At 35.4% G+C, this 19,893-nt stretch carries 24 protein-coding genes; 19 read left to right on the forward strand and 5 right to left on the reverse strand.

Annotation, left to right across the window (positions count from 1 at the left end; genetic code table 11):
- Window positions 1–11: 11 nt before the first annotated feature.
- The 5 genes from NL281_RS05640 to NL281_RS05660 all read right to left on the reverse strand — a co-directional run bounded on the left by NL281_RS05640 (window position 12) and on the right by NL281_RS05660 (window position 3,994).
- The gene (locus tag NL281_RS05640; protein ID WP_253303057.1) at window positions 12–1,250 is read right to left on the reverse strand and encodes an AAA family ATPase; all 1,239 of its coding nucleotides are present in this window, start codon (window positions 1,248–1,250) and stop codon (window positions 12–14) included.
- Entirely contained in the window at window positions 1,247–1,747 is a 501-nt protein-coding gene (locus tag NL281_RS05645) for a hypothetical protein (protein WP_010962695.1), read from the reverse strand. Before NL281_RS05645 ends, NL281_RS05640 begins: the two co-directional genes overlap by 4 nt.
- A 37-nt stretch (window positions 1,748–1,784) precedes the next feature.
- A complete protein-coding gene (locus NL281_RS05650) occupies window positions 1,785–2,573 on the reverse strand; it encodes an AAA family ATPase (RefSeq protein ID WP_253303058.1) in 789 nt (262 codons plus the stop codon).
- A gap of 11 nt (window positions 2,574–2,584) precedes the next feature.
- A complete protein-coding gene (locus NL281_RS05655) occupies window positions 2,585–3,406 on the reverse strand; it encodes an ATP-binding protein (RefSeq protein WP_253303119.1) in 822 nt (273 codons plus the stop codon).
- Between the two features lie 93 nt (window positions 3,407–3,499).
- Window positions 3,500–3,994: a sigma-70 family RNA polymerase sigma factor gene (locus tag NL281_RS05660; protein WP_019236463.1), complete on the reverse strand. Its 495-nt coding sequence runs from the start codon at window positions 3,992–3,994 to the stop codon at window positions 3,500–3,502.
- Window positions 3,995–4,585: 591 nt separating this feature from the next.
- On the opposite strand from NL281_RS05660, the gene NL281_RS05665 reads away from it, so the two are divergent.
- From NL281_RS05665 to NL281_RS05755, 19 genes are all read left to right on the forward strand, one after another.
- Window positions 4,586–5,038 (forward strand): crossover junction endodeoxyribonuclease RuvC, encoded by a 453-nt coding sequence (locus NL281_RS05665; RefSeq protein WP_226079873.1) that lies wholly within the window; start codon window positions 4,586–4,588, stop codon window positions 5,036–5,038.
- 103 nt (window positions 5,039–5,141) lie between these two features.
- Entirely contained in the window at window positions 5,142–6,374 is a 1,233-nt protein-coding gene (locus NL281_RS05670) for a DNA modification methylase (RefSeq protein ID WP_253303120.1), read from the forward strand.
- Window positions 6,371–6,850 (forward strand): hypothetical protein, encoded by a 480-nt coding sequence (locus NL281_RS05675; protein WP_253303121.1) that lies wholly within the window; start codon window positions 6,371–6,373, stop codon window positions 6,848–6,850. The genes NL281_RS05670 and NL281_RS05675 overlap by 4 nt, the downstream gene beginning before the upstream one ends.
- A gap of 3 nt (window positions 6,851–6,853) precedes the next feature.
- Window positions 6,854–8,338, forward strand: coding sequence for an ankyrin repeat domain-containing protein (locus NL281_RS05680; protein ID WP_253303122.1), 1,485 nt, complete (start codon window positions 6,854–6,856; stop codon window positions 8,336–8,338).
- Complete coding sequence (locus NL281_RS05685) at window positions 8,335–10,161, forward strand: phage terminase large subunit family protein (protein WP_253303123.1); 1,827 nt, start codon at window positions 8,335–8,337, stop codon at window positions 10,159–10,161. Before NL281_RS05680 ends, NL281_RS05685 begins: the two co-directional genes overlap by 4 nt.
- A gap of 3 nt (window positions 10,162–10,164) precedes the next feature.
- On the forward strand, window positions 10,165–10,389 hold the full coding sequence (locus tag NL281_RS05690) for a gpW family head-tail joining protein (protein WP_019236402.1): 225 nt from the start codon (window positions 10,165–10,167) through the stop codon (window positions 10,387–10,389).
- Window positions 10,390–11,796 (forward strand): phage portal protein, encoded by a 1,407-nt coding sequence (locus tag NL281_RS05695; RefSeq protein ID WP_253303124.1) that lies wholly within the window; start codon window positions 10,390–10,392, stop codon window positions 11,794–11,796.
- Window positions 11,796–12,830, forward strand: coding sequence for a S49 family peptidase (locus NL281_RS05700; protein ID WP_253303125.1), 1,035 nt, complete (start codon window positions 11,796–11,798; stop codon window positions 12,828–12,830). The genes NL281_RS05695 and NL281_RS05700 overlap by 1 nt, the downstream gene beginning before the upstream one ends.
- Window positions 12,831–12,897: 67 nt before the next feature.
- A complete protein-coding gene (locus tag NL281_RS05705) occupies window positions 12,898–13,266 on the forward strand; it encodes a head decoration protein (protein WP_253303126.1) in 369 nt (122 codons plus the stop codon).
- Window positions 13,267–13,298: 32 nt separating this feature from the next.
- Entirely contained in the window at window positions 13,299–14,303 is a 1,005-nt protein-coding gene (locus tag NL281_RS05710; protein WP_253303127.1) for a major capsid protein, read from the forward strand.
- 124 nt (window positions 14,304–14,427) lie between these two features.
- Window positions 14,428–14,733 carry a head-tail joining protein gene (locus tag NL281_RS05715; protein WP_253303128.1) on the forward strand — a complete coding sequence of 102 codons (306 nt, stop codon included), beginning with the start codon at window positions 14,428–14,430 and terminating at the stop codon, window positions 14,731–14,733.
- Between the two features lies 1 nt (window position 14,734).
- The gene (locus NL281_RS05720; RefSeq protein ID WP_253303734.1) at window positions 14,735–15,250 is read left to right on the forward strand and encodes a phage tail protein; all 516 of its coding nucleotides are present in this window, start codon (window positions 14,735–14,737) and stop codon (window positions 15,248–15,250) included.
- Window positions 15,247–15,729 carry a hypothetical protein gene (locus tag NL281_RS05725; RefSeq protein WP_253303129.1) on the forward strand — a complete coding sequence of 161 codons (483 nt, stop codon included), beginning with the start codon at window positions 15,247–15,249 and terminating at the stop codon, window positions 15,727–15,729. Before NL281_RS05720 ends, NL281_RS05725 begins: the two co-directional genes overlap by 4 nt.
- Window positions 15,716–16,180, forward strand: a complete 465-nt coding sequence (locus NL281_RS05730; protein WP_253303130.1) for a phage baseplate assembly protein V — start codon at window positions 15,716–15,718, stop codon at window positions 16,178–16,180. The genes NL281_RS05725 and NL281_RS05730 overlap by 14 nt, the downstream gene beginning before the upstream one ends.
- Window positions 16,177–16,431: a PAAR domain-containing protein gene (locus NL281_RS05735; RefSeq protein WP_253303131.1), complete on the forward strand. Its 255-nt coding sequence runs from the start codon at window positions 16,177–16,179 to the stop codon at window positions 16,429–16,431. Before NL281_RS05730 ends, NL281_RS05735 begins: the two co-directional genes overlap by 4 nt.
- Window positions 16,432–16,433: 2 nt before the next feature.
- Window positions 16,434–16,769 (forward strand): GPW/gp25 family protein, encoded by a 336-nt coding sequence (locus NL281_RS05740; protein ID WP_253303132.1) that lies wholly within the window; start codon window positions 16,434–16,436, stop codon window positions 16,767–16,769.
- A gap of 2 nt (window positions 16,770–16,771) precedes the next feature.
- Entirely contained in the window at window positions 16,772–17,572 is an 801-nt protein-coding gene (locus NL281_RS05745; protein ID WP_253303133.1) for a baseplate assembly protein, read from the forward strand.
- A 264-nt stretch (window positions 17,573–17,836) separates the two neighbouring features.
- On the forward strand, window positions 17,837–19,003 hold the full coding sequence (locus NL281_RS05750) for a phage tail protein (protein WP_253303134.1): 1,167 nt from the start codon (window positions 17,837–17,839) through the stop codon (window positions 19,001–19,003).
- A gap of 168 nt (window positions 19,004–19,171) precedes the next feature.
- Complete coding sequence (locus NL281_RS05755; protein ID WP_253303735.1) at window positions 19,172–19,867, forward strand: ankyrin repeat domain-containing protein; 696 nt, start codon at window positions 19,172–19,174, stop codon at window positions 19,865–19,867.
- Window positions 19,868–19,893 lie beyond the last annotated feature (26 nt).

The following is a 19,893-nucleotide window of genomic DNA, read 5'->3' on the forward strand; positions in this document are numbered from 1 at the left end:
CTGAAGAATTTTTATGTTCTAGCTATAACGTTAGCAGATTTCCAACATCCATTAATCTTGTTGATGAATTTTGTTGGTATAGATCTACCGTTTCTAAGTTCATATACTACTTGCAAGATATTTGTACGTTTATTGGGTTGAAATATTACTATTCCAGATGTATAAAAACTTCTTAAAGCATTAGCACCAACGAGAGCTTGAAATGGATTCTTTTCCAATGTAGAGGTAGATACTTTTTTGGTGTGATTTGTGATGATTATTCCAGCCATAGGATTAATCTTGGAACGTAGTTTTTCTATTGCATGCTGTAGACCATAGTTAACGTAATTATAAGGAGAATCAATCACAACTAAATCAAACTTTTCCTCTACCATATTTTTTATTTTTTCTATACCTTCTTCATTTAAGGTCAAATTCATCTTGTTCGTCACAACTAAGTTTTCTGTTGCTAAATGAGGAAGTTTATTGAGTTGTTGTATACGTTCTCTAATATAATCATATTCCATTTCATTTTGTAGATAGAATATTTTTAGCGGTCTTGTAGGTTTCATGCCAAGAAATGATCTTCCTGCGGCCAGATGTACTAATAGAGAAAGAAGAAAATGACTTTTGCCAATCTTTGGAGTACCACCTATGACCAAAAGACCACCTGGTGTCAAAATTCTTGGGCCTATTATATCTTGTGGCATTGGTGATTTGTCATTTAAGTAATGATTTACAGAAAATGCTTTTCCTTCGTTTTGTTTTTCTTGTAATATGGAACTTCTTTCATCTTTACCGTTCAACCATGTTTCAGCAGAATCTATATTACCTTTAACTAAAGTCCAAAGGTCTATTATATTTCCTTTCTTTTCTTCGATCAGGTTGTACCAATTTCCTGCATTTTCTCCTTCCATTTCAACTATTATCTTATTTCCATTTCTACTTCCAATATAGAATTTATCTTGGTAAGATTTGCCATCAGGCAACAAATAAGATAAACAATCTTTGATATTATTAATTAATAACGATTTTATTTTCAAAGCATTTTTAGATGAAAAATCCATAAAGTTCTCCTTGTTTATTCCAAATTTGTTCAACATATTTTTTAGACGTTTAAAGTCAAGATTAGCCAGCTCACAAACAGTTTCAAAAGATCGTGAGCGAATCCATTGACAAGCCTCTTTTTTAAGTTTAGGGTTTTTTCCTGCTGCATCCTGAATAGCTCTAGTAATAACAGCAGCCCACAACTTTCCTTCGTCATACTTCAAAATGGCAACCAATCATCTTGAAAATTTTTTTGTAATTCTGGAGTAATAACTGTAGTAATCCTATTTCTATCTCCGTATGTATTATTAGTTTCAACGCCTACTTTTGCTGTAAACTCTAAATCGTTGAAATCAGCTATAGAGTTTATTCTTCTAGCAGTAACTGCTTTCTCTGAAGTGTCATTTGCATGAATATTTCTGGATGATTCCAAAATACTACGCAGCATAGAACGTCCAGATTCTCCCCAGATGTCTTCTTCACCTTCTGCTTTGCCATTTTTGATACCTATAATCTGAAAAATCTTGCGTTTTGCATATGGGCCTTCAGTGACGGTAAATTCTACATTTAAATAGATACTGCCAGTAGTGTAGTTTTTAGTGAACCAATTTTCATAACCTCCAGGCTTTATTGCCATTTTTACCTTGACTATTGTACCTTTCGGTATTAAACTGCTCTGCAGTTTTGCATTATTAAAATCAGTTAAAAAATCTTGTAGCATACGCTCTCCTATAAGTTGACTTTAAAGTGAAAGTTAGCTATTCCATTAGCTGCCAATGACCATTTATCTTATCGACAAGTTTGTTTGGCACGCGTTCACCATTGCGAAGCTCAAATACTATCTGGCGTGCACTGCTTTCTTCATCATGAGCAAACATCACCATACCAGTACTGTAAAATCCACGTAAAGATCCAGCACCACTTAGGCCTTGAAATGGATCTTCTTCGAGCATCTTTTTCGATAATTTTTTTGTATGATGAGTGAGTACAATACAAGCATCTGGATTGACAGCACTGCGTAGCTTCTCAAGAGTCTTTTGCAGAAAGAACAGCATAGCACTATTATCATTTTCATTCCCATATTCACTGCTAAAGATGTTACGTAATGAATCTATGGCCAAAACATCAGGTTTAAAGCGTTCATTTACAATCTCCTTAATTTCACTTATTTCATCATGATTAAATGATAAGTGCACTTTTGGCGTAATGATTAAGTTGTTAGCAGCTACATTCAAAAGTTCATTATCAAGTTGTTGCAAACGTTCTTTCATATATTCATATTCAATTTCAGTTTGCATGTAGAAAATTTTTAAAGGTCTATTTGAAACCATACCAAGAAAAGGAACACCTGCAGCCATATGAACGAGCCATGAAATCAAAAAGTCACTTTTGCCGATTTTAGGTGGGCCACCCAGTACCAATAAGCCTCTTTTTGTTAAAATTCTTGGTGAGATTATATCCTCTGGTATTGGCGATCGATCGTCCAAGTATTCTTTCACACTGAAAAAAGGAATTTTTTGACCAATAGTTAAAAAGTTTTGTAGCATATAATAACCTCCTATATGTTGGGCGTGACAGGTTGAATTGCAAAAGCTTTAGTTTTAATTTTTGTAAGAAGTTTTCCTAGATGCGGTTCTTCAACCATATTAAGGCAACCACTTCGATCTTTAGCAGGATATCCCCAAGAATTAATCGTCTGACAGACAAATGAACGAACCTCTGTACCATCATCTTTCTTGATTCCAACCATACTGATTACCTCATCAACAATACCTGGAATTTCACTTGCAGTTTTAGCTCCTTCACATTGAGGTAGCCAAGTTGAGCGATTGAAATCATCGAGGTATTGTCCAAGAGTTCCAACTGTAATGATGTCTTTATTTGGAATATGTTGAAACTGATTGAGCCAAGCCATCATTTCTTGAGCAAGTAACCCGTAAGCAGCTCTCATATCTTGTTTTCCTGATCTTTCAGAAAAAGCTTCAGGTTGCATTTTTGCCCACAATAGACATAAACGCGAGGCTACTGTAATACTATCGATAAAAATACATCGATACTTGAGAAACTCTGAAGCAAGCTCTTTGTATTTACTGGATACATGCTCATAGTGTTTTTGGCTATATGCTGAGTCAGATTTTAACGCAGGATTAGGACCACCTATGAGACATGCAATATCTCTTGCCTCATTCCAAGTACGAATACTTACAGAATCCCCTTGCCAATCTTGAACAGCAAGTAAACCTGCCTCAAAATCAAGACAAAGTGTTGGTTCATTTATGGTCTTTAAGAGACTAGTTTTACCTATACCATAAGGACCAAAGATGACCATTTTTATACCTGTTTGAACTTTTAGCCGTTCATTGCTGTTCATTATTTTCATTTTTCTCCCAGTACCTAAATATATATGTACGATGACCTAGGCAATTCGTCCGCAATTTGCAAAAAAAAATTTTGAGCAAATATAATCGAGAGCTTATAACTTCTCTAAAACTGAGAATTTATCGCGTATTCGTTCTAGTGTGCGATAGATAGTTGTCTTTGGTATTTTGGTTATTACAGAAACTTCAGTAATAGTAAATACCTTAAGTAATTGACATAAATTACTATCTTTTTCAGACAAAGTTGAAATTATATTATTTATGTCAGTGCGAATTATCGCTTCGATTTCCGAGTTCCTATGATCTGGAATATCGTCGTTTATATCATCAAAAGTTATATTACGTTTTAGACATAACTGATTGCGTAACATATTGCGAGCACAATAATTAGCTAATCTAGCAACGAAAGTACTAAAACTACTTCTTTTCTCATCGTGCTGGTTAAGATATTGCCAAACCTGACAAAAAAGCTCTTGTTCTATATCTTCGAGACTTTCGTTAATAAAACAGCTTTTGGATTTAAGGCGCGAAGCTTGAAATCTCACATGTTTAACAATTGTAGAATCGATTCCTTGATAAGAATTCTTCATAAAAACTCCAAAAGTTTCATGAATAGAGATTTTTACCAAGACTTTGTATGACTAATTTATTATAAAAAAGTAGTAATAATTTTTTTATCTAAAAGAATAAAATCTTTAAAAGTTAAAATAAGATTTAAACGTTTTGATACACTACTGAAGCTACTTTTTCATAGGTAAAAAACTACCAATTTCGTACCTAATTTCTGAGTTACTAATTAGTATTTCAGAAAGCAGTAATCGTTAAGTTATTGATAATATTGTCTTTTTTATGTTCTATTCCTAAAAGCCGTTTCTAAAGTTAAGTGGCTAAAATCGGCCAGTAAAGAGGGTTTACGGATTACTGAAGTCTTATATATATTATATATATATTTAAATACAGGTAAAATATAATATATGATAATATAATAATATAAATATTGGCGTAATATAAGTTATGTAAAATAGTTATTAAGATAAGTAAAGATGAAAAAAACTCAAATGGCAGGATATGAAATTTTTTTTAATTTTTTTTCAAAATTGCGGACGAATTTGCGAGTCATCGTACATATATATTATACAGGGCATTGAACTTTAATTACACAAAGGAGTTTTTGTACGTCAATCTTAACGCTAGATCTCGGCAAGCAAACCGGCTGGGCAATTCTAACAGATGGAGTAATTGAAAGTGGAAGCAAAAGCTTTCATGGTAGCCGTTTCAGTGGAGGTGGAATGTGTTTTTTAAGTTTTCACAATTGGCTTAATTCTTTGAAACATGAGTTCACTGCAGTGTATTTTGAGGAAGTAAGAAGACATCTAGGAACTGATGCAGCGCATTGCTATGGCGGTTTTCTCGCAGTTCTGTCTGCTTGGTGTGAAGAGAACAATATTCCCTACCAAGGTGTTAATGTTAAAACTATAAAACGCTTTATAACAGGCAAAGGCAATGCAAGTAAGAGTGAAGTTATTGAAGCGATACGTGAAAAAAGTTTTTCACCTAGAGATGATAATGAGGCCGATGCTTTGGCATTAATGTTCTATATTAGTAAAGATATTAATAAGACGAAAAATCCATAAAAAGTGGGTCCTTTCGTCCATAATGGCGGGTTTGGTGGGTTCAACCCCAGGCCTTCTCTAGCGTCAGAGATATTTTGAATATTAACTTTTTAATTATTAAGATATGAATTTAGCAATCCACTACTATCCTACTCGAAACCTAGTTGAATATGAGCGTAACCCACGTAAAAATGACGATGTGGTCAACAGAATGTGTGCTTCTATTCGAGAATTTGGCTTTCGTATACCAATAGTTGCAAAAAGTGATGGCACTGTGGTTGATGGTCATTTAAGACTTAAAGCAGCAAGAAAACTTGGTATGGAAAGTATACCAGTGGTCTTAAGTGATAATTTAAATGAACCACAAACTAAAGCTTTTCGATTACTGGCAAACCAATCAGCTAATTGGGCAAAGTGGGATGATGAGCTTTTGAAAGTAGAAATTCAAGAGTTAGAAGATTTACAGTTTGATCTTAAAATGACTGGATTTGAATTAGAAAAAGTTCAACATTTCCTTGATGATTTAGATAGTGAAAAAGAAGATTTTTCTGACTTGGTTGGTGATGACAAAAAAGTAGAAATAACAAAACCAGGTGATCTATGGATTTTAGGTGATCATCGAATCTATTGTGGTGATAGCTCTGTAGTTGAATCATATAAAGCGCTGTTAGATGATAAAATGGCAGACATTACTGTTTGTGATCCTCCATATAACGTTGATTATGGTAGCAGTCAAGAAAGAGAGGATAAAAAGATACTAAACGATAATCAAGGTGAAAAGTATGAGCTTTTTCTCTATGATATTTGTACTCATATTTTAGCATATACTAAAGGTGCAATTTACATCTGTGCATCATCATCAGAGTTTTCAACGTTGCAAAAAGCATTTGAGGAAGCGGGAGGAAAATGGTCAACTTTTATCATTTGGGCGAAGAATCACTTTACGCTAGGAAGATCAGATTATCAAAGACAATACGAAGCAATGCTTTATGGATGGAAAAGCGGCAATAAACGTGAGTGGCATGGAGGACGTAATCAAAGTGATCTGTGGTTTTATGATAAGCCAATACATAACTCACTGCACCCAACAATGAAGCCAGTAGAGCTAATGGAGAGAGCAATAGTAAACAGCAGCAGATCAGGAGACATAGTACTTGATCCATTTAGCGGTTCTGGAAGTACACTGATTGCATGTGAGAGAACAGGAAGAATTTGTAGGACAATAGAGCTAGATTCAAAATTTGTAGATGTAACCATAAAACGTTGGCAAGTGTATACAGGCAGGGAGGCAATTCTTTCTGGTGCTGGTAAAACTTTTCAAGAGATTCAAGAAGAAAAAAAGGAGCAAAAAAAGTGAAATTAATAACACAAACAGAATGGGCAAGAGAACAAGGATTTTCAAAGCAATATGTCTGTTATTTAGTAAAAAAAGGAATAGTTGAGTTGGAGAATGGTTTGATCAATAGAGAACAGGCAAATGAAGCGGTGGCAGCAATAAGAGATCCAAGTCAGCCACTTAGGAGGAAAAATCCAGAAAACGAAAATACAAGTAACCTTTCCACGATGTTGCTAAAAACTAGAATAAAAAATGAAATGGAACGAGGTAAACTTCTTGAGGCAAAGGCAAAAGCTGAGATTGGTGAACTTGTAGCAGTAGAGGAAGTAAAGCGCGAAGCATTTAATGTAGCAAGAGTTATACGTAATAATTTGCTTAATATTCCGAATAGAGTTTCAGCATTGCTTGCATCACTGAGTGACACTGAAAAGATTCATGGAACATTGACTGAGGAAATTACAAACTCACTTGAAGAGTTATCTAATATTAAATTTTAAATAATGGCTGATAACTTAAGTCTGGAGTTAATAAAATGCCTCATTAATCAACCTGGATTAGATGTTAATGTCAGAGGATTAAATGGAAAAACCCCACTACATTGCGCTATAGAGTTTGATGAATTAAGTATGGTGGATCTGCTACTCACAAAAAAGAATATCAATCCTTTTGTAGAAGATAATGATGGTAAAACATCTCTTGATTACGCCAAAGAAGGGAAAAAAGCAGAGATATTACAAGCGCTAATTAATAACAAATACGGGTCAGAACAAGATAGTTTACTTCATTTAGCTGCAATGATAGGTGAAATTAATGCAGTGAGATATTTGATCAGAAAAGGTATTGACGTTAATGCACGAAATGCTTTGCATCATACGCCATTACATCTAGCGGCAGGCATAGGACATGCAGAAGTTGTAAAGATTTTGATAAGAGAAGGAAACGCTGAAATAGATGTCTTTGATGTGCGAAATCAGACACCAATGCACTATGCAGTTAATAATAAAAAGTTGGAGATAGTAAAGTTACTGCTGAAGCTTGGAGCAGATGTAAATAGCGCGCGCATGGGACAAAACTCAATGAAATTGTCACCTATTCATATAGCTGTAAGTAATACTAATTACGATGAAAGAGATTTGTGTTTGGATATCCTCAAATGCTTAATAAGGGAGCCTAATGCTCAAGTCAATTTGCAAGACTACGAAAATAAAACACCACTACACTATGCTGAAAGACTTAAAACAATAGAAGTTTTACTAACGCGAGAAGATATAGACCCTCTGGTAAAAGACGATAGCGGTAAAACACCATTTGATTACGCTAAACCTGAGATAAAGAAGGCTTTGATGAGTAATAAATACGGTTCTGAAAAGAATAGTCTACTCCATTTAGCTGCACAAAGAGGAGAAATTGAGCTTGTAGAGTCTATCTTAAAAGAAGAAATTGATATTGATATTTCAAATAATAAGAGTCTATCACCGATTTACCTTGCTGCAGAAAAAGGGCATTTACATGTAGTAAAGTTATTGCTGAAAAAAGGAGCAAATTATACACCTGTTCTGCACTTAGCAATCAAATCAAACAATTTAGAGTTACTCAAAGTTTTGTTTACTGAAAAAAATGGGGCATTGCTCTGCAGAGATACCGTTGTTAATTTTCCAACCATTCATAATAAATATATAGCACAGAGAGAAATAGCAGATAAAAGGATGAAAAAACATAATAATATTGTCTGCATCTATGTTTCAATTAGTGCAATAGCAGTAGCGGCATATATAGGTTTAACGGCAACAACAATAAGCAGTGCAATCATTTTTGCAACAATAACAGGAGTATTTGCGCTTGTTATAGCAATAATGATAAGTGAGATGAGCAAAAGATATATAGAAAAGGAATTTCAGAAAAAGATGTTTATGGAATTGGAGGAGTGTAGTTCTACTGTTAATGATATCGAGATAGAACCAATTATGAGTAGATGCAGACAATGATATACGCCACATCTTTTTCTGAAGGTTTAAGACCAGATCCACTACTTAAAGTATCAGAGTGGGCGAATGAGTATCGAGTTCTAGCATCAACTGCAGCATCAGAGCCAGGTAAATGGAGAACAGAAAGAACTCCTTATTTAAAAGAAATAATGGATTCACTATCACCATCTTCACCTGCAGAAAAAGTAGTATTCATGAAAGGAGCGCAGATTGGGGGAACAGAAGCTGGTAACAATTGGATTGGCTACATCATAGATCAGACACCAGGTCCAATGCTGGTAGTACAGCCAACAGTTGAAATGGGAAAGCGTTGGTCAAAAGGAAGATTTGCGCCACTGATTGAAAGTACACCATGTTTAAAAAGTAAAGTAAAAGACCCAAGGTCAAGAGACTCAGGAAATACTGTGCAAAGTAAGGAGTTTCCAGGTGGAATAGTAGTAATAACCGGAGCAAATAGCAGTGTAGGACTTCGTTCTATGCCAGTAAAATATCTCTTTCTTGATGAGATAGATGCATATCCAGGAGATTCAGGAGGAGAAGGAGATCCAGTTTTACTCAGCATAGCTCGTACCAATACATTTGCACGGCGAAAGATTTTTTTAGTATCAACACCAACGATTCATGGAATAAGCAGAATTGAGAAGGAATTTGAAGCAACAGATAAGAGATATTTTTTTGTACCATGTCCGCATTGTAATTACTATCAAGTTCTAAAATGGTCACAAATAAAATGGGAAGATAAAAATCCAAGTACAGCACACTATATATGTATAGAATGTGGTGAAAAGATAGAAAATCATCAAAAGACAGAGATGCTTGAACGTGGAGAATGGAGAGCTACAAATCAAGTACACAATAGCAAAGTAATAGGATTTCACCTTTCAAGTCTTTATAGCCCAGTTGGGTGGTATAGTTGGCAACAAGCAGTAGAGGATTTTCTGCATGCAAAGGAAAGTGAACAATTACTGAAAGTTTGGATCAACACAACGCTTGGAGAAACCTGGGTAGATAAAGGAGAAGTACCTGATTGGAAGCAATTATTTAACAGGAGAGAATTTTTTCAGATTGGCACAGTACCAAGGAGAGAAGTGGTACTTACTGCAGGAGTAGATGTCCAAAAAGATCGTCTAGAGGTGGAAGTTGTAGCATGGGGAAAAAGTCGTGAAAGTTGGTCAATAGACTACCGAGTATTTGAAGGAGATACAGGAAGTAGAGAAGTATGGAAAAAGCTTTCGGAGCTCCTCAATCATCATTTTATTGGTGAAAATGGGCTTGAATATATGATAAGTATGATGGCGGTTGATGCAGGGTATGCAACGCAGGAAGTTTACAACTGGGTGAGAAGTCATCAAGGGTCTGGAAGAGTAATGGCAGTGAAAGGTGTAAATAAAGCACTAGTGCCGCTGAGCAGCCCAAGTAGAGTAGATATAACAGTTGGAGGGCAAAAGCTGAAAAGAGGAATAAAGCTCTGGCCAGTCGGAGTATCGATATTAAAGTCAGAGCTTTTTCAATTACTTAATATTTTAAAAGAAGGTGAAGAAACACCGCCAGGGTATTGTCATTTTCCCGAGTATGCACCTGAGTATTTTAAGCAGCTAACGGCAGAGCAATTAGTCAGCAAAGTAGTAAAAGGATATACCAAACAAGAGTGGCAAAAGGTAAGAGAAAGAAATGAAGTACTAGATTGCCGAATTTATGCAAGAGCAGCATCGATAGCACTGGGAATAGACAGATGGCCAGAGAGTAAATGGAATAGTTTAAGTGAAAAACCGGAAAGTAAAAAATCAAAGAAAATAGTCAAAAGCAAATGGATCAGCAAGTAATAAATGTATAACGAAGATTATTTAATTCAAGTCGAAGAAGCGATAAAGAAGCTGCAAAACGGAGAGCGAGTAGTATCAATTGCATATGGTGATCATGTGGTAAGATATGCAGAAGTAGATATAAATGATTTACTAAACTTAAGACAACGAATTAAAGCTGAGCTAAAGATTGCTGGAGTGGAGCCAAAGAGGAAAATTATTTTTTCAACGAGTAAAGGAATTTTATAAATGCTACTAAAAACCTTCAAACAATTATTCAACAAGCCAAAAATCAAAAGTTCAGCCTGGGATGCAGCAGGCTCAGGAAGAAGATTTTTTCACTTTCAACCAGAGTTAGGAAGTATAAACAATTTGCTGTCTCAAAGCCTTGAAACTTTACGTAGTAGATCACGTGATATGGTGAGAAAAAATCCTTACGCTGCAAATATAATTGATACGATAGTAAGTAACTCTATTGGAACAGGAATAAAACCACAATCAAAAGCAAGAGATGGAGAATTTCGAAAGAAGGTGCAAGAATTATGGCTAAGATGGACAGATGAAGCAGACAGTAGTGGAGTAAGTGATTTTTATGGATTACAAGCTCTAGTATGCAGAAGTATGATAGAGGGAGGAGAATGTTTTGTACGTTTAAGAACGAGAAAGCTGGAAGATAGATTTTCTGTACCACTACAACTGCAAGTACTTGAGTCTGAACATTTAGACAATAAAACAAATCAAACTTTAGCAAATGGTAATGTAATAAGAAACGGGATTGAGTTTAACAAGCTTGGGCAAAGAGAAGCATATTACTTATTTAGAGAACATCCAGGCGAAGGCTCATTTGGAGAATCAGTAAGAGTACCAGCAAATGATGTTTTACATATTTATAGACCACTAAGACCTGGGCAAATTAGAGGAGAGCCATGGCTTTCGAGTATACTGCTAAAGCTCTATGAACTTGATCAATATGATGATGCAGAATTAGTACGAAAAAAGACTGCAGCAATGTTTGCGGGATTTATTACGAGACTTGATCCAGAAGCAAATATCATGGGAGAAGGTGAAGCAAGTGAGCAAGGAGTAGCACTATCTGGCCTGGAACCTGGAACAATGCAGCTTTTAGACCCAGGAGAGGACATAAAATTTTCAGAGCCATCAGATGTTGGAGGAAGTTATGAAGCGTTTATGAGACAGCAACTGAGGGCAATAGCAATAGGTACAGGAATAACATATGAGCAGCTAACAGGAGATTTAACAAGCGTTAATTATTCATCCATTCGGGCAGGGTTGATAGAGTTTCGCAGAAGGTGCGCAATGTTACAGCATAACGTGATAGTGTTCCAGTTTTGTAGACCTATTTGGAATAGATGGCTAGAATTAGCAGTGCTTTGTGGAGAACTCTGTATAGATGAAAAAGTAGTAAAAGCAGCGAAAGAAGAAGTAAAATGGATACCACAGGGATTTGATTGGGTGGATCCACTGAAAGACCAGCAATCGCAGCAAATGGCAGTAAGGAATGGATTTAAGAGTCGATCGGAAGTAGTATCAGAAATGGGTTACGATGTTGAAGAAATAGATCAAGAAATAGCAGAAGATCAAAAACGTGCAAATAGTCTCAACTTAATGTTTGACTCTGATTGTAAAGGATTATGATGCTCTTAGGAAAACCATTAATGCTTGAACCAAGGAGTTTTGAGCTATTGTCATTAAACAATCAAAAACATCCCACGTTTAAAAACATAAAGCACTCCATCAAAAGTAACGTAGAAAGAACTGCAATTATAGCAATACATGGAATCTTGACTAAAAAACCAGGTGCGTTTGATGAAATGCTCGGGATGACATCATATGAGCAAATAGAAGAACAAATCAAACAAGCATTAGCAGATAGTAGCATAGAGACAATTATGCTGGAAATAGATAGCCCCGGAGGAGAGGTAAACGGTATATTTGACCTAGCTGACTTTATTTATGAATCAAGAGCAAAAAAGAGGATAATAGCGATAGCAAATGATGATGCATACTCTGCTGCATATGCTATAGCTTCAAGCGCTGAGAGGGTATTTGTGAGCAGAACTTCTGGTGTTGGCAGTATTGGAGTAATAGCAAGTCATATAGATCAAAGTGGGTTTGATGAAAAACAGGGAATAAAATACACCACAATCTTTGCTGGCAGTCGAAAGAATGATTTAAATCCGCATGAGCCAATAACGTCTGAAAGTTTAGAAAGCTTACAAAAAGAAGTAGGACGACTATATGAAATGTTTTTGCAGCTAATAGCAAGGAACAGAGGTCTTTCAATTGAAAAGATTCGATCAACAGAGGCAGGACTATATTTTGGGGAGAAAGCAGTAGAAATAGGCCTTGCAGACGGAATGACAATTCTTTCATCTATTAATAAAAACAGGAGTATTACTATGAATGAACAAACTACAAATGACCTAGAAACTGATAATTTAACCAAGTATCGTACTGAAGTTCTTGAATTAATACGTTTATGTAATTTATCGAAGATGCCAGAAAAGATAGGAGAATTTATTGAGCAAAGTGTAAGTGTTGAGCAAGCTAGGGAAGTTTTAATGGAATTACTTGCAGAGAGAACAAAGAAGACAGAGATACTGAGTGCAATACCACAGAATTCAGGAGAAGAATTGATGATGCAGGTAGCGAAAAGTCGTAGGAGTTAAAGTATTTTTATAACCGCCGTATATAGCATTGATAAAAGCGGCGGTAAGCAGTTAAGGAGAGAAATTTATGAGTTGTATAAGCGAACAAAATAATCTGGGTGACTTATTAAAGTATGAAGCATCAAGTCTATATTCAAGAGATCAGATAACAGTAGCAAAAGGGCAGAACCTAAAGCTTGGTACAGTAGTGGCTCTCGATAAAGATAGCATGGTTAAGATAATAAATCCAACTGCCACAGATGGTACACAAACAGCGATAGGTGCAGTAGTAAGTGATGTAAATGCGACAGAAAATGCTAAAGCAGTAATTATTACTCGTTGTGCAATACTAGCAGATCATGCGGTTGTGTGGCCAGCAAATATCACTGAAGAGCAGAAAGCTGCAGCAATAAAGCAACTTGAAGAACGAGGGATCATTGTCCGCAAGGGAATTTAACTAAAATTAATAGGAAAAAAAGGAGAGAAAAAATGCAAAATCCATTTACAAATACAGCATTTAGCATGACGGCACTAACAAATGCGATAAATATATTGCCGATAAATTATGGACGAGTTGAAAATCTAAATTTGTTTCCAAGTAGGTCAGTAAGATTTAGACATATTACCATAGAAGAACACAACGGAGTATTAAGTTTATTACCAACGCAAGTACCAGGGGCGCCAGCAACAGTAGGAAAAAGAGGAAAAAGAAAGGTAAGAACATTTACGATTCCACATATTCCGCATGATGATGTAGTGTTACCAGAGGAAGTACAGGGAATAAGGGCATTTGGATCAGAAAGTGAACTTAAAGCGCTAGCAGACGTAATAACTGACCATTTACAGCTAATGAGAAACAAACATGCAATAACATTAGAGCATTTGCGAATGGGAGCGCTAAAAGGAATAATTTTAGATGCTGATGGGTCAGAATTATTAAATCTGTACAACGAATTTGAAATCACACCAAAAGTAGTAAATTTTGCACTAGGAACTGCAACAACTGATGTAAAACGTAAGTGTCTGGAAGTACTCCGGCATATAGAAGATAATCTAAGTGGTGAATATATGACCGGAATTCATGCCTTGGTAAGCCCTGAGTTTTTTGATGCACTAACTTCACATACTAAAGTGAAAGAAGCATACGAGAGATGGCAAGAAGGAGCAGCGCTTCGAAATGATATGAGGTCAGGATTTACGTTTTGTGGTATAACATTTGAGGAATATAGAGGGCAAGCAACTGACCCTGAAGGAACCGTGAGAAGATTTATTGAGAAAGATACAGGGCACTGTTTTCCAGTAGGAACAGCAAGCACATTTACGACATATTTTGCACCAGCAGATTTTAATGAGACAGTAAATACTCTTGGACAGCCACTATATGCAAAGCAAGAACCAAGGAGGTTTGATAGAGGGACTGATTTACATACGCAGTCGAATCCATTGCCAATGTGCCATCGTCCGGGAGTTTTGGTAAAAATAGTAACAACATAGTAGAGCCCTCACGTAGAAAACTCTACTTATGGTTTTAATATGTGTTGAGTATGCTAAAAAAATATAAGGATGCAATATATTTTTAGAAGCCTTTAGAAGTGAATTTGAATGAATAGAAAATGGTATGCAGGAAAATGTAAAGAGGTTATTAGAAGATTGTCTTGCCCATTTAGGGGAGCTGGCTTTATATGAGTCAAAGGGTAAGTCATATATGGTACAAGTACTAAAGCAACAGCCAGATAAATTATACGAGATTGGTGAAGGACAATTTGTGGGAGAGATGCTTTTTCTTGAGGTAAGCATTTTTGATATACTGAGGCCAATTGTAGGAGATATTTTTGTTATAGGTGATTGCAAATACAAAATACACACACCACCACTTAGAGATAAATCTGGAATGGTCTGGCGAATCGAAGCGTATGGGGTGTAAAATGTCTGTGCATATAGAAGTTAATAGTAATGAGGTAATAGAAAGTGTAAATGCTAAAAGAAAAAAAATAGAATTAGCAATAGTGAGAGCGTTAAACAGAACAGCACTATGGCTAAAATTGAAGACAGCAAAAGAAATTAGTGAGGAAAAGAAGATAAAATTAAGTTTGATAAGAAAGAGATTAAGAATTTTTAAGGCAAAAACTAGCAGATTAGAAGTGTTAATTAGAGCAAATCTCTACGACATTAGAGCATCGACAATTGGCAAAATACAAAAAACAAGAAGAGGATCGAAAGTAGGAAAGCATGAGTTTATAGGAGGATTTGCAGCAGTTATGCCAAAAGGAAATAGCGGTATTTTTAAACGTGAAGGAAGAGCAGCATTGCCAATAAAGGAAGTAAAACTACCGCTGGAACCAGAAGGCTCAAGAATAATAAAAGACCTTGTTAATTATGAGAGTGAGAGAGAGTTTGAGAAATACTTTAAGCATGAGCTAAACTATATTTTAAAGATATGACAAAGTTCTGGAAAGATTTACATCAAACAATTTGCAGCACACTGAAGGAAGAAATACCGTCTATACAGACATGTGAAATTTATCCATCGATAAGAAAAGAATTATTAGCGCCAGCGTTATTTGTAGAGCTTGTGAGTTTAGAATCGGGAAAAGATCCAGGAACAGAAGAATTAGCGCTGAAAGCAAGATTTGAGGCACGAATAGTGATTGATAGCACAATAGAAAATGCACCTATTATTGTTAGATCATTAGCTAGCGAAGTTGCAAAAGTAGTAAATAAAAATACTTGGAACGTGAAAAATGTTTCACCAGGAGAATTTATATCAGGAGGAGGAGATGATTTTAGGCCAGAATTAGATGCATATCTCGTGTGGATGGTTGAATGGGTGCATACAATACACGTAGGGCGATTTATTTGGAAAGAAGGAAAATTTATGCCACACAAAATAGAAATCGGTGAAATAAATGTTAGAAAATAATTTTGCAATTTCGGAACTACAGAGGAAAATGGCCAACATTGTTCGTATAGGAGTTGTAAAAGAAATAGATTATGAAAAAGCAAAAGTAAGAGTGAAAATAGGAGAATTTTTAACAGATTGGTTGCCATGGATAACAAGCAAGGCAGGAAAAGATAGAGATTGGTCTCCGCCAGATATCGATGAACAGGTTATGGTATTTTCTCCTCTTGGTGAACTATCATTAGGAGTGGTGTTAGCAGGAATATATCAGGAAAAATACCATGCACCAGAGAATAAAAAAGAAATAAATAGTGTGAAGTTTCAAGATGGAACAAGATTGTTATATGATAAGGCAAAACATCATTTAGAGATTGAAGTAGTAGACAAAATAACACTGAAAGCTGGGGAATCGAGAATAGAAATGACAAAAAGTGGAATAAAACTGAAAGCAGAAAGGATCGACTTAAATTGAACAAAGGAATAGTGAGGTTAGGAGACTACTGTGGAGAAGCTATACCACATTTCTGCATTAGTGGGAGTAACAATGTTTTTGTAAACGGTAAGTCAATATGCAGACAAGGAGACAATTTTAGTGAAGGAAGAGCATTAACTGAAGGATCAAAAACAGTGTTTGCAAATGGTCTTAGTGTAGGAAGAGTAGGAGATATAGTTTCATGTGGTTTTAAAGTAATAAAAGGCAGTGAAAGCGTTTTTGCAAAATAGAAATGAAGGGTATGGATGCTAAAACAGGAAAAGCGTTAGAAGGAATAGAGCACTTAAAGCAATCGATAATTGATATACTGACCACTCCAGTAAACAGTAGAATAATGAGGAGAGATTATGGGTCAAGATTATTTGAATTGGTGGATAAGCCAATAAATAGAAATTTAACACTTGAGATATATGCAGCAACAGGAGAAGCTTTGGAAAAATGGGAAAAGAGATTTAAGTTAGAAAAGGTAAAAGTTGAAGGAGTAAAAGAAGGGAGAGTAACATTGAATTTAGAAGGTGTCTATCTTTCAGAAGGTAAGTTCATAAATATTAATGGAGTAGTTGTTTAGAAATGCAGACACCTAATATTATTGAAAAGCTAAGTTATGAAGAAATCTTTTCGAGAATGAAGGAAGAATTGGTCCGTAGGGATGAAACCTTTTCAGGATTAGTAGAGTCGGATCCAGCAATAAAGATTCTGGAGGTAGCAGCATGGAGAGAACTTTTGCTTAGAGAAAGAATAAATGAAACAGTAAAGAGTAACTTACTTAAATTTGCGACAGGAGAAGATCTTGATAATTTGGCTGGGTTTTATGGAGTAGAGAGGCAGAAAGAAGAAGAGGATGAAAGATTTAGAAAGAAGGTAAAAGCAAAAATAAAAGGCTGTAGCACATGTGGGAGCAAGGAGTATTATAGGTATTATGCACTGTCAGCAGATAGTAGAGTAAAAGATGCATTAGTAGAATCACCTATACCAGGGAAAGTACAGATCTCGATTTTATCAACACAATTATCCACAACTGGCATAGCATTAGAAGAGCTACTTGAAATTGTAAGAAAGCAAGTTACTAGAGATGATATAAGGGTTTTAACCGATACAGTAACAGTAATTGGCTGCAATATTATAGAAATAGATATCCACAGCAGAATCAGCACGAATTATATAATATCAGAGGAAGAAATCAAGAAGCAGTTTATTGAGAAATTTGAATTAGCAAAAAGATTAGGGTGGAGTGTAACAAGATCTTGGATAATAGCAAATCTATTTGTAGAGGGTGTAGAAAACGTAGAATTAATAGAGCCAAAAGAGGATGTTGTAGTATTGGGGAATGAGTGTGCAGTGCTTGGCCACGTCAAGTTAGATAGGATTTAAAACGTATTTTTTTTGTTTTGTGCCAGTGAGGGGATTGCATGCAATAAGTGGTTTAAGGTTTACTGGATCCAATGTTAGGGAGACGAAAGTATTGATTTTCTTCCAGAAGTTGTAACTTGTTTTTTAAAGTATGGATAATATGGTCAAATATTATGGAGAGTGTTTTCGATATTAGAGAACATCTTTATTTTTCTGCAATGATCTCTTGGTTACTCATAAGCTACCTAAATAAAGGAAATTAAAGCAACTTGAAAGAAAAGACAAATGAAAAGTTTATTACCGCCAAACGCAACAAAGCAAGAGCAAGCACTGGTTGATGCAATAGATTATAAGGTTGATCCAAGCTGTATCAAAGGATTTAAGTTTAATCTTAAAGAAGAAACATTGCCGTGGTTGATTGAGGAATATGAATTGGGGGAAATACTGCGCTGGATAAAAGATAGAAGAAAAGCCATAGTAGAAGGAGTAAAATTTCAAAGACTGCGAGGAACTCCAGCATCACTAAAAATAGCACTAAAATGGGCAAATATAGAAGATATTACAATTATCGAAGAACCACCTGGTAAACATTTTTTCGAGTTGCAAATAGGAATAAAAGATGTTCCAAATGACTTTTTTGTGGATGCAGTAGTAGAACTTGCAAAACTATCGTTACCAGCAAGATCGCGGCTAATGAGGATTTTCAATGATCACTATAACGTTGATAGGTTTATTTTAGATGAAAGTTTATTTGGAAGTTTGTTATCGGATTACTCAGGGATAAAGGTTGAAAAGGATGGACCAGTATTATCGTTTGGTCGGAAGAATACATTTGAGCTAAAAATCTTAAATCCAAGTTTTAAGTTTAGTACTTTTCGTGTTCATTATGAGCAAGCATTTAGTAATGACATATATCGGTTAGATGTGGCAGTACTTGGAGAAACAGAACCTCACATAAAGGATTACAAAGGCATCTATGGAAGGAATCATCAGTGGTACAACTTAAAAGCACTATATCCATTACCACAAAGTTTATTACCAGCAATTAAGTTTGTCAAAGCGCAGATTGTACTGTCAGATAGCTGGAAATTAGGAGAAATAAATAGCTGTTTTCCGGTTGGTAGAATAGAAGAAGAAGGAAATAAATTTGTATTGGGAAACGATAAACTTTCAGGGCAACATTGGAGTTTAAAACACAAGCCAATTTTAGAAAGGTTTAGCGTTACTCACAACTATAAAGTAGAAAATTATACAGATCAGAAGGTCAGAAAATATGTTTTAGCAGAACACAACGTTTACTATAAAAATGATTTGGATTCAGAGAAAAAAGACTCAATACACGAATTAGAAAAGCACATTTTAGTATTTTATTCAGGAGTACTGAAGTGGCATGAACATCGACATTTGAACAGAAGTTGGAAAGATAGTCGAATAATATCTCTAATAAGTTAAGTATTTATATTTAGATACTCATATATTATATTAATAATAGGTAAAAGTGTATGAAATAAAAAGAAAAAGACTTGCTTTCTCATGCCAAAACGGACATGACTTGAATAGCAGCAGGTAAACATAAGAAATTTATCTGGCGCTAGAAAAGCTAGTTTTGTGAGGTATGAAATGAGTTTTAGCAAGAGTAAGTTTTTTAAAGAAGTATCAAGTAACGATATTAATAAAAGAAATGAAGAAGGAGAGACGATCTTGCATCAAGCAGTAGAAATCTCTGATTACAAAACAGTGAGATTATTAATAAAAAAAGGGGCAGAGGTAAATGCAAGAGATAAAAAGGGTTATACACCACTACACTGTGCAGTATTTGCGAAAAGCTTAGAAAATGTAAAAGTGCTGCTAAGGTCGGGAGCAGAAGTAAATGCCACTCAATATGTCACTGGATGTACGCCACTCCACTCTGCATGCAAAATAGGAGGAGTTGAAATAATAAAAGAGCTAGTAAAAGCAGGAGCTGAGGTTAATCAACTGAATAAATATGGTGCAACACCAATGTATTACATCTGGGAAAGTGAAAAGTATCGTCTATGTGATAGCAAAGAAAGTGAAAGGGCGAGTAAATTTCTGAGAGAAAAAGGAGGAATAACAAAAAGTAGAGAACTGACGTGCTATGGAATAGAGAGGCTAGTAGGAGAAATAGCAGACATGTTGAATGGAAGCTACATGCCGGAGCTAAAAATAATAGAGATAGAAGAAATAAGGAAGAGAGACAAATCACTGATAAAGGAAGAATGTAAAAATTTAGCAAGCAAAATAATGAGCCAAGTAAATGAAATGATAGATGAGGTGGTGAAAAGGAGGGCTTAGGAATTTAAATTCAAAAAAAAGGTGAG

The sequence above is a fragment of the Wolbachia endosymbiont of Phyllotreta cruciferae genome (assembly GCF_918697765.1).
Lineage (GTDB): Bacteria > Pseudomonadota > Alphaproteobacteria > Rickettsiales > Anaplasmataceae > Wolbachia > Wolbachia pipientis.